At 56.7% G+C, this 252-nt stretch carries 3 tRNA genes; all 3 read left to right on the top strand.

Annotation, left to right across the window (positions count from 1 at the left end):
• The first annotated feature begins 14 nt into the window (after positions 1 to 14).
• The 3 genes from ATCC9714_RS18020 to ATCC9714_RS18010 all read left to right on the top strand — a co-directional run bounded on the left by ATCC9714_RS18020 (position 15) and on the right by ATCC9714_RS18010 (position 252).
• Positions 15 to 88: transfer RNA gene (locus tag ATCC9714_RS18020), tRNA-Gly, on the top strand.
• A gap of 6 nt (positions 89 to 94) precedes the next feature.
• Positions 95 to 170, top strand: a tRNA-Val gene (locus tag ATCC9714_RS18015).
• 5 nt (positions 171 to 175) lie between these two features.
• Positions 176 to 252, top strand: a tRNA-Asp gene (locus ATCC9714_RS18010).

Genomic DNA, 252 nt, shown 5'->3' with positions numbered 1-252 from the left:
CACCAATTAAATATGCGGGTGTAGCTCAATGGTAGAGTTCCGGCCTTCCAAGCCGGCTGTGAGGGTTCGATCCCCTTCACCCGCTCCAAATTATGGGACTATAGCTCAGCTGGGAGAGCACCTGCCTTACAAGCAGGGGGTCACAGGTTCGAGCCCTGTTAGTCCCACCAATTGCGGCCTGGTAGTTCAGCTGGTTAGAATGCCAGCCTGTCACGCTGGAGGTCGAGGGTTCGAGTCCCTTCCAGGTCGCCA

It is taken from the genome of Paraclostridium sordellii (assembly GCF_000953675.1).
Taxonomy (GTDB): domain Bacteria; phylum Bacillota; class Clostridia; order Peptostreptococcales; family Peptostreptococcaceae; genus Paraclostridium; species Paraclostridium sordellii.
The sequence above is the reverse complement of the archived record's forward strand: the minus strand, read 5'-3'. Positions and strand labels throughout refer to the sequence as shown.